The 14,548-nt window shown below is 69.0% G+C and carries 13 protein-coding genes; 12 read left to right on the forward strand and 1 reads right to left on the reverse strand.

The genetic code is table 11. The features are described 5' to 3' along the window. Positions 1-12 precede the first annotated feature (12 nt). Complete coding sequence (locus tag ACIBX3_RS33140) at positions 13-2,391, forward strand: bifunctional salicylyl-CoA 5-hydroxylase/oxidoreductase (RefSeq protein WP_397123914.1); 2,379 nt, start codon at positions 13-15, stop codon at positions 2,389-2,391. Positions 2,392-2,508: 117 nt separating this feature from the next. Then, complete coding sequence (locus tag ACIBX3_RS33145) at positions 2,509-3,582, forward strand: Gfo/Idh/MocA family protein (RefSeq protein WP_397123916.1); 1,074 nt, start codon at positions 2,509-2,511, stop codon at positions 3,580-3,582. A 9-nt stretch (positions 3,583-3,591) separates the two neighbouring features. Here ACIBX3_RS33145 and ACIBX3_RS33150 read toward each other — a convergent pair whose 3' ends face one another. After that, positions 3,592-3,717, reverse strand: coding sequence for a hypothetical protein (locus ACIBX3_RS33150; protein ID WP_397123918.1), 126 nt, complete (start codon positions 3,715-3,717; stop codon positions 3,592-3,594). A gap of 199 nt (positions 3,718-3,916) precedes the next feature. On the opposite strand from ACIBX3_RS33150, the gene ACIBX3_RS33155 reads away from it, so the two are divergent. From ACIBX3_RS33155 to ACIBX3_RS33200, 10 genes are all read left to right on the forward strand, one after another. Then, positions 3,917-5,263, forward strand: coding sequence for an ABC transporter substrate-binding protein (locus tag ACIBX3_RS33155; RefSeq protein WP_397123920.1), 1,347 nt, complete (start codon positions 3,917-3,919; stop codon positions 5,261-5,263). After that, positions 5,260-6,174 (forward strand): carbohydrate ABC transporter permease, encoded by a 915-nt coding sequence (locus ACIBX3_RS33160; RefSeq protein ID WP_397123922.1) that lies wholly within the window; start codon positions 5,260-5,262, stop codon positions 6,172-6,174. Before ACIBX3_RS33155 ends, ACIBX3_RS33160 begins: the two co-directional genes overlap by 4 nt. Beyond that, positions 6,171-6,983 carry a carbohydrate ABC transporter permease gene (locus ACIBX3_RS33165; RefSeq protein ID WP_397123924.1) on the forward strand — a complete coding sequence of 271 codons (813 nt, stop codon included), beginning with the start codon at positions 6,171-6,173 and terminating at the stop codon, positions 6,981-6,983. The genes ACIBX3_RS33160 and ACIBX3_RS33165 overlap by 4 nt, the downstream gene beginning before the upstream one ends. Further along, the gene (locus ACIBX3_RS33170; RefSeq protein ID WP_397123926.1) at positions 6,980-8,812 is read left to right on the forward strand and encodes a glycoside hydrolase family 36 protein; all 1,833 of its coding nucleotides are present in this window, start codon (positions 6,980-6,982) and stop codon (positions 8,810-8,812) included. The genes ACIBX3_RS33165 and ACIBX3_RS33170 overlap by 4 nt, the downstream gene beginning before the upstream one ends. Beyond that, positions 8,809-9,801 carry a LacI family DNA-binding transcriptional regulator gene (locus ACIBX3_RS33175; protein WP_397123928.1) on the forward strand — a complete coding sequence of 331 codons (993 nt, stop codon included), beginning with the start codon at positions 8,809-8,811 and terminating at the stop codon, positions 9,799-9,801. The genes ACIBX3_RS33170 and ACIBX3_RS33175 overlap by 4 nt, the downstream gene beginning before the upstream one ends. A gap of 68 nt (positions 9,802-9,869) precedes the next feature. Further along, entirely contained in the window at positions 9,870-11,819 is a 1,950-nt protein-coding gene (locus tag ACIBX3_RS33180) for a hypothetical protein (protein WP_397123930.1), read from the forward strand. A 162-nt stretch (positions 11,820-11,981) separates the two neighbouring features. Continuing rightward, entirely contained in the window at positions 11,982-12,851 is an 870-nt protein-coding gene (locus ACIBX3_RS33185; RefSeq protein WP_397123932.1) for an alpha/beta fold hydrolase, read from the forward strand. Positions 12,852-13,103: 252 nt separating this feature from the next. Next, positions 13,104-13,229, forward strand: coding sequence for a LysR family transcriptional regulator (locus ACIBX3_RS33190; protein ID WP_397124268.1), 126 nt, complete (start codon positions 13,104-13,106; stop codon positions 13,227-13,229). Further along, on the forward strand, positions 13,214-13,642 hold the full coding sequence (locus ACIBX3_RS33195; RefSeq protein ID WP_397123934.1) for a DUF4386 family protein: 429 nt from the start codon (positions 13,214-13,216) through the stop codon (positions 13,640-13,642). The genes ACIBX3_RS33190 and ACIBX3_RS33195 overlap by 16 nt, the downstream gene beginning before the upstream one ends. Before the next feature lie 110 nt (positions 13,643-13,752). Further along, positions 13,753-14,067 carry a hypothetical protein gene (locus tag ACIBX3_RS33200; protein ID WP_397123936.1) on the forward strand — a complete coding sequence of 105 codons (315 nt, stop codon included), beginning with the start codon at positions 13,753-13,755 and terminating at the stop codon, positions 14,065-14,067. The last annotated feature ends 481 nt before the right edge of the window (positions 14,068-14,548 follow it).

Raw genomic sequence — 14,548 nt, forward strand, 5'->3', positions numbered from 1 at the left:
GAGGAACTCCCGTTGAAGATCGCAATCGCCGGCGGCGGCCCTGGGGGTCTCTACTTCGCGGCCCTGATGAAGCAGCTGAACCCGGACCACGAGATCACCGTTTGGGAGCGCAACGCCCCTGACGACACCTTCGGCTTCGGCGTCGTCTTCTCCGACGAGACGCTGGGAGGCATCGAGAGCGCCGACACGGTCATCTACGACCAGATGGCGCGTCGCTTCGCCCGCTGGACCGACATCGACATCGAGTTCAACGGCCATGCCTTCACCGCCGGAGGGCAGGGCTTCGCGGCCATGAGCCGCAAGGAGCTCCTGCGCCTGCTGCAGCAGCGCGCCGCAGAGCTGGGCGTGACCGTCCGCTACGAGACCGAGGCGCCCGACGCCGACGAGCTGCGCACCGCCCACGACCTCGTCGTGGCGGCCGACGGCCTCAACTCGAGGATCCGGACCAAGTACGCGGACTCCTTCGTCCCCTCGCTCGACCACCGCCGCAACAAGTACATCTGGCTGGGCACGGACCTGGTGTTCGAGGCCTTCCAGTTCTTCGTCAAGCAGACGGAGTGGGGCACCATGCAGATTCACGGGTACCCGTACTCCGCGAACGGCTCGACCTTCATCGTCGAGATGCACGAGGACGTGTGGCGTCGCGCGGGATTCGACGCGACCGAGAGCGAGTCGTTCCCTCCCGGAGTGTCCGACGAGTACGCGGTCGAGAAGATCAAGGAGATCTTCGCCGGCGAGCTCGCCGGGCACCAGGTGCTCACGAACAACTCCAAGTGGCTCAACTTCACCACCGTGCGCAACGAGCGCTGGTACGACGGCAATGTCGTTCTCCTCGGGGACGCCGCCCACACCGCGCACTTCTCCATCGGATCGGGCACGAAGCTCGCGATGGAGGACGCCCTGGCGCTGGCGGCGTGCCTGCACGAGCACCCGTCGCTCGGCGAGGCGCTCGAGGCCTACCAGACAGAGCGGAAGCCGGTGGTGGAGTCGACCCAGCGCGCGGCGCAGGCCTCGCTGGAGTGGTTCGAGAACATCGGCATGTACGCCGGCCAGGACCCCGCCCAGTTCTGCTTCAACCTGCTGACCCGGTCGCGGCGTATCACCTTCGAGAACCTCAAGGAGCGCGATCCGGAGTTCGCCCACCGCATCGAGGCGGCGTTCGCCGAGGCGGCCGGGGCGGACGAGGTCGCTCCCGCGATGTTCCAGCCGGTCGACATCGGGCCCCTGCGGTTGAAGAACCGGGTCATCGTGTCGCCGATGGACATGTACTCCGCGGAGGAGGGCGTGCCCAACGACTTCCACCTGGTGCACCTGGGCTCCAAGGCGCTCGGCGGCGCCGGGCTCGTGATGACCGAGATGGTCTGTGTCTCCCCGGAGGGCAGAATCACACCTGGCTGCACCGGCCTGTGGAACGACGATCAGCGTGACGCCTACCGTCGCGTGACCGACTTCGTGCACGCGCGGACGACCGCGAAGATCGGTCTCCAGCTCGGCCACTCGGGGCGCAAGGGCTCCACCAGGCTGATGTGGGAGGGCATCGACCAGCCCCTCACCGAGGACAACTGGGAAGTCATCGGCCCGTCCGCCCTGCCGTACGGGGAGGGCTGTCACCTGCCTCGCGAGGCCGGCCGCGACGACCTGGACAAGGTGGTGGCCGACTTCGCCGCCGCCGCGGAACGCGGCGTCGCCGCCGGCTTCGACCTCATCGAGATCCACGCCGCGCACGGCTACCTCCTTTCCTCCTTCCTCTCACCGGTGGCCAACAAGCGGACCGACGCCTACGGCGGCTCGCTGACCAATCGGCTGCGGTTCCCTTTGGAGGTCTTCGACGCCGTGCGCGCGGCCGTTCCCCCGGAGATCCCGGTAACGGTCCGCATCTCGGCGAGCGACTGGGTGCCGGACGGCAACACCGCGCAGGACGCCGTCGACATCGCCCGGGCCTTCGTCGAGCACGGAGCAGCGGCCATCGACGTGTCCTCGGGACAGGTGACCAAGGAGGAGAAGCCGGCGTTCGGCCGTTCCTACCAAACCCCGTTCGCCGACCAGATCCGTCAGCTGGTCGCCGAGCCGGCAGGCGTGAAGGTCATCGCAGTCGGCGCCATCTCCTCCTTCGACGACGTGAACTCCATCCTGATCGCCGGGCGGGCGGACCTGTGCGCTCTGGGACGGACCCATCTCTACAACCCACAGTGGACACTGCAGGCGGCGGCCGAGCAGGAGTACCGGGGCGAAGGCGCCGAGTGGCCGGTCCAGTTCCGCGCCGGCCGCCGCAAGCCCCCGACCTCGCGCACCGACAAGGTCCCGCCGCGCCTCGCGCTCCTGCGGCACGAGACGGATCAGCACGTCCACGTCCGGTGGACCCCCGGCCGTGAGCTCACTCCCGTGTCGTGATCCCCATGCACGGCCCTCGGATCACCTCGGCGATCAGACGACAGAGCTTGCCGAGTACGCTGGGCCGGAGCCGGTCCGGCACGAGATCGCCCCGGCTCCCGAGGAGGTCCGGCTTCCATGACCACGACATTCGGCGCGATCGGCGGCGGGGGGCGGACGCGGTTCTTCCTGCGGCTGGCCGCGGCGATGCCGGACCGGCTCCGGGTCAGCGGCGTCGTGACCCGCAGCGCGGATCGGGGCAACCAGATCACCGCCGAGTGGGGCGTACCGGCCTTCCGCTCGGTTGACGAGCTGCTCCGGCACGAGCGGCCCGGCTACATCGCCGCGGCGGTGCCATGGGCCGCGATGCCGGACGCGATCCGCGAGGTGGCCGGGCATCGGATGCCGGTCCTCGCCGAGACGCCACCCGCTCCGGACCTGGCCGGGCTGCGCTCATTGTGGCGGGACGTGGGCGGCACCGGCCTGGTCCAGGTGGCCGAGCAGTATCTGCTGATGCCGGGACACGCGGCCCGGCTGGCGCTCGTCCGCGAGGGCGTGATCGGCGAGCCGACCTCGGTCCAGGTCTCCTCGACCCACCTGTACCACGCGGTGTCGCTGATCCGCGGTCTGCTCGGCGTCGGCTTCGAGGCCGCCGAGATACGCGCCGGCGCGTTCGAGGCGCCCCTCGCCAACCCGCTGGGGTTCGACGGATGGACCGGTGACGACAGGCCGCAACGGCTGACCACGACCATCGCCACCCTCGACTTCGGCGGCAAGATGGGCCTGTACGACTTCACCGACAACCAGTGGTGGAATCCCCTGCGGATGCGGCGCATCGTGGTTCGCGGCTCGATCGGCGAGCTGGTCGACGACCGGGTGGTCCGGCTGGTCGACCCGGCCACGCCGGTGGAGTCGCGGCTGATCCGGCGGGACACCGGCATCGACCTCAACCTGGAGCTGCGCGACCTCAAGCACATCAGCTTCGACGGCCGGGTGGTCTATCGCAATCCGTTCGAGGGTGCGTCCCGGTCCGATGACGACATCGCGGTCGCGGACATCCTCGAGCGCACGGGTGCGTGGGCACGTCAGGAGGGCCCGCCACCGTACCCGCTCGCCGAGGCTTGCCAGGACCATCTGATCAGCGTCGCCATCGAGAAGTCGGTGAGAACCGGCGGCCCGGTCACCACGGGCAAGGAGCCTTGGGCGGAGTGAAAAATCTCCTCACCGGACGAACGTCACGACGCCGCCCGAGTCGGAGATCCGCCGCAGCCGGTTGAGGGAGAACCAGGGCAGCGTGGAGGTGGCGGTCGGGATCGTGCCCGTCGTACTGCCGGCCGTCGAACACATCCCACCACAATTCCTCCGGGGTTGAGGGTGTGCGGGTCTCTGTTGATTTCAGCCAGGGGAGACGGGGCATGTCAATGACTTTCATCGAACTTCCGGCACTGGACTGAAAGTTTTCGCGCGACTATTGCAAGTCCGCGAAACGTGGATGTAACGTCACGCGGCAACAGGTCAAACCTCCTCATCCCCAGGGAGTTCGATCATGGCCAATCTCGACCGACGCCGATTTCTCCAGCTCAGCGCCCTGGCCGCCGGTGGGGCCGCGATCTCCGCCTGCGGCGGGGGAGGCGCCGTCCCGGCGGCCGCTCCGGCGGGCCCGACCGGCACGGCCGCGAAGGGCAACATCACCGTCTGGAGCTGGCAGGGCCCGGCCGCGATGCTGAAGGAGCTCGTGCCCGGCTTCCAGAAGCAGTTCCCCGGTGTCAAGGTCGACGTCCAGGACATCGGCAACCCGGCCATCTGGGACAAGATCACCGCCGGGATGGCCGCGGGCGGCCAGGGACTCGGCGACGTCCTGCACATCGGCGTCGACTACCTGCCCGCCTACATCGAGAAGTTCCCCGGCGGCCTGGCGGACCTCGTGCCGCTCGGCGCCGACCAGCACAAAGCCAAGTTCGCCCAGGGGATGTGGGAGACCGTCAGCCGCGACGGCAAGGTCTACGCGCTGCCGTGGGAGGCCAACTCGGCCGGCTTCTACTACCGGGCCGACCTGTTCGAGAAGGCCGGGATCGACGCCGCGGCCCTCCAGACCTGGGACGAGGTCATCGAGGCCGGGATCGAACTCAAGCAGAAGACCGGCGTCCAGCTGCTCGGCATCGACAAGCCCGCCTCCCAGGCCGACTCCGCCAACTTCTTCCAGATGCTGCTCCAGCTCCAGGACACCTTCTACTTCGACATGCAGGGCAACGTCACGCTCGACTCGCCGCAGGCGGTCACCGCGATGACCATCATCAAGAAGATGAACGACGCCGGCCTGGTCGCCGACATGTCGGGCGGCTGGAACACGATGATCAGCTCGCTCAAGAGCGGCAAGGTCGCTGTCCAGTCCATGCCCACCTGGTTCGGCGGCGTCGTCGAGGAGAACGTGCCCGAGCAGAAGGGCAAGTGGAAGGTCCGCCTCCCGCCCGCTGTCACGCCGGGTGGCAAGGTGTCGGCGACGGTCAACTCCACGCACCTGGCCGTGGCGGGCACCAGCAAGGTCAGGGAGGCCGCGTACGCGTTCGCCGAGTTCGTGCTCACCCGTCCGGAGAGCCAGGTCGCGATCTACAAGGGCAAAGGCATCGCGCCCGCGCTCATGTCGGCGTACGACGACCCGGTCTTCCACGAGGCGTCCGCGTTCTTCAGCGGTCAGAAGAAGGGCGAGGTCTTCCTCGACGCGCTCAAGCAGCCTTCCTATGTGACCAACTACTCCGCCGACTACCCCCGCGGGCTCAAGGCCGTCACGGACGCGCAGACCAAGGTGCTGCTCAAGGGCGCCGACCCGGCCGCCGTGCTCAAGGAGGCCGCCGATCTGATCGCCCAGCAGACGGGGCGCAAGGTACTGAGATGACCGCCGTCATTCAGCGGGTGACGACCGCCCCGTCTCGCGTGCCCTCCCGCAGGTGGGAGGGCAGAAGGCTGGCGCCGTACCTGTTCGTGCTGCCCGCACTCGCCCTGTTCGCGACGTTCAAGCTGTACCCGATCGTGTGGTCGTTCTGGCTGAGCCTGTTCAGGACGGACGGCGCGCTGCAGACCTTCGCGGGAGCGGCGAACTACGAACGCCTGGCCGCCGACCCGCTGTTCTGGACCGCGCTGGGCAACACCGCGATCATCCTGCTCGTCCAGGTGCCGATCATGCTGGCGCTGGCGATCGGGCTGGCGGTGGCGCTCCATTCGCGGTTGCTGAGGTTCAGGGGCTTCATCAGGCTCGGGTTCTTCATGCCGATGATCACCGGTCTGGTCGCGTACGGGCTGCTCTTCGCGGTGCTGCTGAACCCGCAGTTCGGCCTGGTCAACTGGGTGCTCGGGCTGATCGGCGTCTCCCCGGTCCCGTGGCTGACCGACACGCTGTGGGCCCGCATCGCGATCGGCCTCGCGCTGACCTGGCACTACACGGGCTACAACGCGGTGATCTACCTGTCCAGGCTGCAGTCGCTGCCGCAGGACCACTACGACGCGGCCGCCGTGGACGGGGCCGGCGCCTGGAACCGTTTCCGGCACGTCACGCTGCCGGGACTGCGCCCGGTCATCCTGCTCACGCTCATCCTGTCCACGATCGGCACGCTGCAGCTCTTCGACGAGCCGTACGTCATGACCAACGGCGGCCCCGACAACAGCACGCTGACCGTGGGCCTGTACCTGTACAACAACGGCTTCAAGTTCTTCGACTTCGGCTACGCCTCGGCCATCGCGTACGCGCTCGCCGTGCTCATCGGGCTCCTCGGCATCGCGCAGTTCCGCTTCCTGGGGGAGCGGTCATGACCCGCCGCGTGATGCTCACGTCGTCGCTGCTGATCACGGTCACCGTGGTCCTGGCGCCGTTCTACTGGCTGGTCGTCGCCAGCACGCACAGCACGGCCGAGGTGTTCGGCAACCCGCCGCCGCTGCTGCCCGGCGGGCATCTGCTGGACAACCTGGCCACGCTGGAGTCGACCGTCGGCTTCGGCAGGGTCGTGCTCAACTCCACCCTGATCGCCACCGTCTACACCCTGCTCGCCGGGCTGGTGTGCACCATGGCCGGGTACGGCTTCGCGAAGTACAGCTTCCGCGGCAGGGAGCTGCTGTTCGGGCTGCTCATGCTCGGTCTGGTCATCCCCAGCCAGGTGACGCTTGTGCCGCTGTTCAAGATGATGCTGGCGCTCGACTGGCTCAACACCTACCAGGCGATCATCCTGCCCAACCTGGCCCTTCCGTTCGGCATCTTCCTGATGCGGCAGTCGATGTCGGCGCTGCCCGACGAGCTGCTCGCGGCCGGGCGCGTCGACGGCTGCGGCGAGCTGCGGCTGTTCTGGCGCGTGGTGCTGCCGCCGATGCGGCCCGCGCTCGCGGCGCTGGGCATCTACCTCTTCCTCTACCAATGGAACGACTTCGTCTGGCCGCTCATCGCGCTGCGCACGCGTGACGCCTACACGATCCCGCTGGCCATCGCGTCCCTGCAGGGTGCCAACGAGACCGACTACGGCGCGATCCTCGCGGGCACCGCCGTCGCCGCGATCCCGATGGCGATCCTGTTCCTTCTTCTGCAACGCCATTTCATCTCCGGACTTCTGGCGGGAGCTGTGAAAGAGTGAGCGTCACGACCGCAGGGCTCGCGCCCGCGCCCACCGAGCCCCTGCTCGACGACGTACGGCTGGCCGTGCTGACGCACACCCCGGGCGCGGCTGTCCGGCGCGAGCTGATCGCCCGGCCCGACGGCACCGAACTGCTGGCGCTCCACTCCGACGGGGAGCTGGAGATCAGGCTGTCGGTCCCGCTCGGCGACGCGGCCGGCTTCTGGCACCCCGACGCCCAGTGGACGCGCACGATCGTCGCCGACTGGGCGGGACTCGCGCGGATCTCGCTGGTGAGCGGCGCGGTGGCCGGCTGCCTGTACGACAGCCGCGGCGCGTCCATGCTGACCTTCGCCGCACTGGACCCGGTGTCCGAGACCACCATGCGCTACGGGGTGTCGGAGGAGAACAAGACGTTCGTGGTCCACCTGCGCGTGCCCGCGGGACGCTCGCCGTACCGGATGGCCTTCGCCCGCACCGCGCCGACCGTCGCGACGGCGCTGCGCACGTTGCGCGGTGCGCTGGGGGAGGAGCGCGCGGCGGTGCCGGAGGGGGCGCGTGTGCCGGTCTATTCGACCTGGTACGGCTTCGCCCAGGCGGTCGAGGCGTCGGCCGTGGAGGCGGAGGCGCGGCTGGCGGCCGAGCTGGGGTGCGGGACGATCATCCTGGACGACGGGTGGCAGGAACGGGGCAACCGGCGCGGTTACCACGGCGTCGGTGATTGGCGCCCAGATAAAATGAAATTTCCGGACTTCACGGGGCATGTCGGCAGGGTTCGTGAGATGGGGCTGAAGTACGTCGCCTGGGTGGCCCCGCTGCTGCTCGGCGCGGAGGCCGAGTGCTTCCCCGCGCTCGCCGCGTACGCGCCCGCCACCGGGGGCGCGCCCGGCGCGCACGTGCTCGACCCGCGCATCCCCGAGGTCCGCGAGCATGTCGTACGGACCTGCGCCAGGCTCGTCGGGGACTACGGACTGGACGGGCTGAAGATCGACTTCCTGGACACGGTCATGGCCTACGCGGGCACGCACTCGCCGGGCGACGTCGCCGACGTGGGCACCGCCATGCGGGCGTTGCTGGCCGAGCTGGTCGCGGAGGTCGAGGCGGTACGGCCGGGCGCGCTGATCGAGTTCCGCCAGCCCTACGTGGGGCCGGGCATGACGCCCTTCGCGACCATGTTGCGGGCCGCCGACTGCCCGGCCGACGCGATCGCCAACCGGGTGCGGACCATCGACGTCGGGCTGCTGGCCGGATCCGGCGCCGTACACGCCGACATGCTCATGTGGGACCCCGCCGCGCCCGCACGATCCGCCGCCCGCCAGCTCATCGGCGCGCTGCACGCGGTGCCGCAGATCTCGGCGCGGCTGGGCGAGCTGAGCGGAGAGCACCGCCGGATGGTGGCGTTCTGGCTGCGGCGCTGGCGGGAGCTGCGGGCGGTGCTCCTGGACGGCGAGGTCGAGCCCGGCCGCCCCGACGAGCTCTACCCCGTCGTGAGCGCTTCGCTCGGCGAGCGGTGCGTGGTCAGCGTGACCGCCGACCGGGTGGTCACGGTGGACGCCGCCCGGCACGCCAGGATCACCGTGGTCAACGGCACCGCGTCGGATCGGCTCGTCCTGGAGGTCCGCGGCGGAGCCCTCGACGTGGCCGCCGTCTTCGGCCCGGACGGTTCCAGAGTGGCCGGCTCCAGAGTGGCCGGCTTCAGAGTGGACTCCTCCGGCGGGGCCGGCTCCGGACTGGACTCCTCCGGCGGCGACGGCTCTAGGATCGAGCCGTCGGACCGGCGGCTGGGGCCGGGCCTGTGCGTGCTCGGCGTTCCGCCCTCGGGGCTGGCTGATCTGGAGGTTGCGCAGTGAAGATCGGCATCACCGAGGTGGCGGCCAGGGCAGAGGTGAGCGAGGCCACCGTCAGCCGGGTCATCAACCGGCGCGCCGGGGTGTCGGCGAAGACACGCGAGGCCGTGGAGCGGGCCATGGCCGAGCTGGGCTACGAGCGCTCCACCCGCGGCCAGCTCGTCGCGGTGATCACGCCGTGGCTGTCCAACTGGTTCTTCTCAGACCTGGCCGAGCTCATCGAGGCCGCGCTGGCGCCCCACGGGCTCAAGGGCGTGCTCTGCCCCGCCCTGCCCGGCGGCATCCAGGAACGCGAATTCGTGGCCGCGCTGGCCGAGCACGGCGTGGCCGCGGTGGTGTTCCTGTCGGCCAGCAACACACTTGACGACGCCGACCCCGAGACCTACGACGTGCTGGCCGCGCGGCGCATCCCGTTCGTCGGGGTGAACGGCGGGTTCGACGGGCACGACATGCCGGTCTTGTCCACCGACGATCGTATGTCGGCCGAGCTGGCCGTCGACCACCTGTGGACGCTGGGCCATCGCAGGATCGGGCTGGCCTCGGGCCCCGCCGGCAACCGGCCGGCCGACCGGCGGGTCGCGGGGTTCCGGGCCGCACTGGAGCGCCGGGGTGTCGAGGACACCGGCTCGCTGGTGGTCAGGCAGAACTACACGATCGAGGGCGGCCAGTCGGCGACGGCCGAGCTGCTCGGGCGCGGAGTGACGGGGGTCGTGGCGGCCAGCGACTTCATGGCGCTCGGCGCGATCAGGGCGGTGCGCAGGGAAGGGCTCGAGGTGCCTGGAGACGTGTCCGTCGTGGGACACGACGGGTCGATGTTCATGGAGTTCGTGGATCCGCCGCTGACCACCGTACGCCAGCCGATCGACCGGCTGGCCAAGGAGGTGGCGCGGAGCGTCGTCGCGCTGGTGGGCAACCGTGAGGTGCCCAAGGGGGAGCTGCTGTTCAGCCCGGAGCTGGTGGTGCGGGGGTCCACCGCGCCGCCGCGCGGCTGAGCCCTTCCTGTTGTGATCTTTCGTCGTTCTCGTGGCCTGTTACATCATCCGATCATCGGGAGAATTCCATGAAGTGGAAGGCCTTACCCGTCGCCATCGGCTCCTCGTTGCTCGCCTCCGCCGCCCTGACCCCCGTCCAGGCTTCGGCCGGGGGAGGGCCGCTCATCGTCGTGAACCCCGGCTTCGAGAAGGACACCGAGGGCTGGACGTTCACCGAGGGCACCGGCGTGGCCACCAACCGTCCGCACGGCGGCGCCAAGCTCATCTACCTCGACGCCGGTGCCGGCAAGAGCGTCAGCCAGGTCGTCACCGCCCCGGCGGCGGGAAACTACTCGTTCTCGGCCTGGATCGCCACCGGCGGTGAATCGGGCACGTTCACCGTCAGGCGCAACGGCGCCGACGCGGGCACCGTCACCCTGCCCAGCCGCTCCACCTACAGCCGCTACACGATCTCCGACGTGGAGGCCGCCGAAGGCGACCGCATCGAGATCGTCTTCGGGTCCGGCTCCGGCTGGGTCAACGCCGACGACGTCATGATCTCGCCGGGAGCCATCGCCGACCCGCGCGTCACCTCCTCCAACGCCGAGATCGTCGAACTGTTCGCCTGGGCCAAGGCCAAGGCCGGCGGTTGGGTGCACCAGGACGGCATCCCCGGCCTGCTCAACGTGGACGAGCGCAGGCCCGGCGGCACCGGCGAGGGCGTCTACGCCGCCACCTACTGGGCCGGATACGCCCACCGCACCGGCTACTACTCGCGCGATTTCGCCCACCAACTGGCCGGGGCCCACATCCTCGGCCTGGACCAGGAGAACAAGAACATGCTCCGGTCCTTCGCCGCCTCGGCGACCGAGGAGCACAAGTACTACCCGGTCTGGGCGCTGAACTTCGACGCCAAGACCTACCTGGCCATCGACTACCGCTCGCCCACCGACTTCGTCCGCGAGGTGCCCGCCACGTTCGAGCTGGTGGAGAAGGCCAACCAGGCGTTCAGATGGACCGGCGACCGGGACTACCTCGACGACCCGGTGTTCTGGTCCTACTACCAGCGCGCGACCGGCGACTTCGTCACTCTGCACGACGGCCAGATCCCCAACGGTCCCGTCCAGGTCGCCGAGGGCACCGGCAAGGGGATCTTCCAGGGTGCGGCCAGCTACAACGAGGTCAGCGGCGAGCCACTGGCCGAGGCCGGCGACGCGATCGGCGCCCAATACCAGGCGTACCGGGCCCTGGCCGAGCTCGCCCTCGACAAGCTCGACCTCAGGACGTCGCGCAAGGCGGCCAAGCAGGCCCGCGATCTCAAGGCGTACTTCAACCAGACCTGGAGCGTGAAGCCGGGCTCCGGCGAGTTCGTCCGCGCGTACACGGTCGACGGGACCCCGCTGACCGGCTTCGGCAAGGAGAACAGCTGGTTCATGCCGATGAAGGGCATCATCGACGCCGGGCCGCGCAACGACGCGTACCTCGACTTCGTCGACGCCGAGGCGACCGGCGCGGGGCGGCCGCGCAACATCGAGGCGATCACGTACCTGCCCGACACGTTCTTCAGGCACAACCGCTACGAGACCGCCTGGAAGTGGATGAGGCACGTCTACGAGCAGCGCGAGACCAGGCACGTCAACAGCCGCCAGGGACTGAACGGCGACTACCCGGAGGTGCCGTTCACCCTGGTCAGCCAGACGGTCGAGGGGCTCATGGGCATCCAGCCGGACGCTCCGCGGCACACTGTGGCCACGCAGTCGCGCCTGCCCGCCGACATCGGGTGGCTCCAGGTGACCGGCGTGCCCGTGGGCGACGGCACGGTGACCGTACGGCATGACGGGCACACGTCCACGACGTTCACCAACGGGTCTCGCGCACCGCGTGTCTGGGAGGCCCGCTTCCTGGGCGAGCACCGGCGGCTCGAGGTCAACGGCCACCGCGTGCCCGGTCTGCCCAAGGTGATCGACGGCGTCAGGTACACCGTCGCCCTGGTACCGGTGCTCGGCGGCCGTACCGCCACCGTCAAGATCGCGAGCTGAGGCCCTGGGGGTCGGGAGCCGGAATTCCCCGAACGATCTCCGGCTTCTCGGAGATCGTTCGGGGCCGGATCACTCATGCTTCTAATGGTACATAGGCCGATTGACACATTAGGCTGCGATCCACTAGAACTAATGCGTCATTAGGCCAAGGAGGCATGTGAAGTGTTGATCCCGACCGTCCCCCGCACCATCCACCGCCACGTCGACGTCGACGGCGTGCAGGTCTTCTATCGAGAATCGGTCCCCGACCGCGCCGACGCCCCGGTCCTGCTCCTGCTGCACGGCTTCCCGTCGGCGTCGCACCAGTACCGCCGGCTCATCGACGCGCTCGGCACCCGCTACCGGCTGATCGCGCCCGACTATCCCGGCTTCGGGCACACCCAGCCCCCCGACGACTTCACCTACACCTTCGACCGGCTCGCCGACATCGTCGAAGGCTTCCTGCGGCGGCTCGGCCTGTCCCGGTTCGTCATGTACGTCTTCGACTTCGGCGCCCCCGTCGGCTTCCGGATCGCCCAGCGGCACCCGGACTGGATCGCCGGCCTCATCGTGCAGAACGGCAACGCCTACGAGGAGGGCCTGTCAGAGGGCGCCCGCGGGTTCATCGCCCTGCGCCCCGGAGAGCCTGGCGCCGAGGACACGATCCGCGGCCTGCTGACCCTGCCCGGCACCCGTGGCCAGTACGAAACCGGAGCCCGGGACCCGCACCTCATCGCGCCGGACGGCTGGACCCTCGACCAGCACTTCCTGGACCTGCCCGGCCGCAAGGACGCCCAGGTCGCCCTGGCCTTCGACTACCACTCCAACGTCCAGCGCTACCCCGCCTGGCAGGCCTGGCTGCGCAAGCACACCCCGCCCACGCTCATCGTCTGGGGCCGCCACGACCCGTTCTTCCCCGAGCCCGGAGCCCGCGCCTACCTGCGAGACCTGCCCGAGGCCGAGCTCCACCTGTACGACACCGGCCACTTCGCCCTCGAAGAGAACCTCCCCGAGATCGCCCCGCTCATCGCCGGATTCCTCGACCGCCTCTGACCTGGCCGTCCACGGGGCGCAAGGGATTCACCGCTGCGCTGATGTGGAGAGGTCCTTCAGTGCGCGGCCCTCGTCCGTCCCCCGTGTCATCCATCGACCCTTCGTGCGCGATACGTCGGTTGGGGGCACGGAGAACACGGGGTTGTCCATGGAGATTCGATCTTTGCAATATGTCGTGACGCTGGCGGAGGAGCTCCATTTCGGGCGTGCGGCGCGGCGGCACCACATCGCCACGCCCCCTTCGGGCGGCACATCAGTCGCCTCGAGCGGGAACTGGGCCACGTGCTGTTCAAACGTACGAGCAGGCGGGTGACGCTGACGCCAGAGGGAGAGCGCTTCGTCGACCGGGCCAGGGTCCTCTCATGCTGGTGGCGATAGCCACGAGTCGAGCGGACGCCGGCACACCCGACGGTGCGGCGCACCTGGACACCGTCCGGGCGTTGTCAAAGACGCAGGATATGTGGGCCTATGCCGGTAGTTCGATCTTCTTCTGCCTCGGGGCCCTGCTCCTCAATGTCCTGCTGTACCGGTCAAGACTTGTGCCCCGGTGGATAGCCGGCTGGGCGCTCGTCGCGGTGGTGCCGTACCTGGCCGATGCCTGCCTGGTGATGTTCGGCGCGCTCACCATATCCTCGGAGATCCACACCCTTCTTGTACTGCCACTGGCGCTGAACGAAATGGTGTTGGCGGTGTGGTTGCTGACAAAGGGATTCAGGGCACCGTCGTCGGCGCTCACCGCCGATGTCGCCGGCACCGACACGAAAAGCCGGGCAGTCGGCAGCGCCACATGATGCGTTTCGGGCAGTAACGAAGGTAATCATGATCTGCCAAAGGATCACGCTCCCACTTGTAGGGAGCTGCCATAGGACTCGGCGTCGCCGACGGGCGATCATGAACCCCCATGACGAAAAAGATCCTTTCCAGCGTCGCCGGCGTCGTTCTCGGGGCCGCCGCCCTCATCGGCAGCACCGCCTCCCCCGCGGCCGCAGTGGGCACCTGCTCCAAGACCGCGAGCACCGACCACTCCGTGAGCGTCAAGTGCACCAGCGGACAGGAGACCTACTTCCGGGTCTACGGCTACTTCTGCTCCACCTCGTCCTGTTCCTACCGGCCGGGCAGCCTGGTCCCCCTGGGCCACACGAGCAAGGCCACCAGCAGCGCCTACTACAGCGGCAAGTGGTACGTGAAGGGCTGCTACGTGACCAGCGGCTGCTGAATCGCCCGGGTCTGGACCTCTCCTGAGGTCCAGACCCCTTACCTGCTCTCGACTCGCTTCTTCAGCGTCTCGTCGAGCGCCTCCGAAGGCCGCCGGTCCCGGCCTGATCAGCGACGCTCTCTGGTGAGACTCGACCCTCTCCGTATGCAGGGATACATCTCAGTTCGCCGGGAGGAAAGCGAACGAGATGACCTGCTCCGGCTTCACCGCGGCGGAGATGACCCCGGCTTCGCGGAGTACGGCGATGTTGCGCGCCAACCGTCCGCTGTCCCACCTCCAGGCAGCGGGCACCCTCGGCGACCCCGGCCCGCGTCAGCCTGGCGGTCGTGAACTCATCCAGCATCTCGCACAGGGAGCCGAGCATGGCGCCCGCTGTTGGCTCGTCGTTGTCGAACGCGTACGGCGTCGCAGGGCCCTTCGTGCCCCCAGTGGCCGCGCCCATCGGTCCTCCTCGAGGGACGGACGACGGTAAACCTGACTG

This window comes from Nonomuraea sp. NPDC049480 (genome assembly GCF_044465905.1).
In the GTDB taxonomy this organism is placed as follows: Bacteria; Actinomycetota; Actinomycetes; order Streptosporangiales; family Streptosporangiaceae; genus Nonomuraea.

Excerpts from the sequence above, each read along its gene's own strand:
- ACIBX3_RS33145 (WP_397123916.1), top strand. The coding sequence starts at position 2,509 with ATGACCACGACATTCGGCGCGATCGGCGGCGGGGGGCGGACGCGGTTC.
- ACIBX3_RS33150 (WP_397123918.1), bottom strand. The coding sequence starts at position 3,717 with ATGTGTTCGACGGCCGGCAGTACGACGGGCACGATCCCGACCGCCACC.
- ACIBX3_RS33155 (WP_397123920.1), top strand. The coding sequence starts at position 3,917 with ATGGCCAATCTCGACCGACGCCGATTTCTCCAGCTCAGCGCCCTGGCC.
- ACIBX3_RS33160 (WP_397123922.1), top strand. The coding sequence starts at position 5,260 with ATGACCGCCGTCATTCAGCGGGTGACGACCGCCCCGTCTCGCGTGCCC.
- ACIBX3_RS33165 (WP_397123924.1), top strand. The coding sequence starts at position 6,171 with ATGACCCGCCGCGTGATGCTCACGTCGTCGCTGCTGATCACGGTCACC.
- ACIBX3_RS33180 (WP_397123930.1), top strand. The coding sequence starts at position 9,870 with ATGAAGTGGAAGGCCTTACCCGTCGCCATCGGCTCCTCGTTGCTCGCC.
- ACIBX3_RS33195 (WP_397123934.1), top strand. The coding sequence starts at position 13,214 with ATGCTGGTGGCGATAGCCACGAGTCGAGCGGACGCCGGCACACCCGAC.
- ACIBX3_RS33200 (WP_397123936.1), top strand. The coding sequence starts at position 13,753 with ATGACGAAAAAGATCCTTTCCAGCGTCGCCGGCGTCGTTCTCGGGGCC.